At 70.2% G+C, this 905-nt stretch carries 1 protein-coding gene; it reads left to right on the forward strand.

The window, feature by feature from the left end; translation table 11 throughout:
- Positions 1 to 901 (forward strand): ArsA-related P-loop ATPase (locus tag G6020_RS13570; protein ID WP_241732716.1); only part of this gene is annotated, 901 nt, incomplete at its 5' end.
- Positions 902 to 905: the final 4 nt, after the last annotated feature.

Here is a 905-nt window from a genome sequence, read left to right on the forward strand (position 1 = left end):
CGAGCCGTCCCGGGTGGACCTGGGACCCGAGCACGCGGATTCGGACGGGTCGCTGCACGCGATGATGCTCGACATGCGTCGCACGTTCGACGAGCTGGTCACCGCCAACACCACGCCCGAGAAGGCGCAGTCCATCCTGGACAACCACTTCTACAAGACCATGGTCACCTCCTTCGCCGGCACGCAGGAGTACATGGCCATGGAGAAGCTGGGCCAGTTGCTCGACGACTCGACGTGGGACCTCGTCGTCGTCGACACCCCTCCCTCCCGCAACGCCCTCGACTTCCTCGACGCCCCGCGCCGACTGGGCGCGTTCATGGACAGCCGTCTCATGCGGGTGTTCGCGGCGCCCGGTCGCGGGGTCGGCCGGTTGATGACCGGCGCCATGAGCACGGCGATGCGGGGGGTCTCGGCCGTCGTCGGCTCGTCCATGCTCAAGGACGCCTCCGAGATGGTCGTGGCGCTGGACTCCACGTTCGGTGGATTCGCCACCCGGGCCTCGCGCACCCAGGCGATCCTGCGCCGCAAGGGCACCGAGTTCCTGGTGGTCTCGTCCGCGGAACGTCCCGCCCTGCGCGAGGCCGCGTTCTTCGCCGAGCGGCTCTCGGAGGAGGAGATGCCGCTCGCGGGGGTCGTGATCAACCGCACCCACCCCCGACTGACCGACCTCACGGCCGAGCAGGCGTGTGCCGCGGCCGACCGGTTGGCGGGGAACCCGGAGGCCGAGGCGGTGCTGCGGATCCACGCCGACCGGGCCGGCACGGCCAAGCAGGAGGTCCGCCTGCTGGAGTCGTTCACCGACACCCATCCGGACGTGCGGATCGTGGGCGTGCCGTCGTTGCCGTTCGAGATCTCCAACCTGGAGGCCCTGCGCTCGGTCGGCGACCAGCTCTGCGGGTGACCAG

Origin of the sequence: Dietzia sp. B19, assembly GCF_014145155.1 — a bacterium.
Lineage (GTDB): Bacteria > Actinomycetota > Actinomycetes > Mycobacteriales > Mycobacteriaceae > Dietzia > Dietzia natronolimnaea.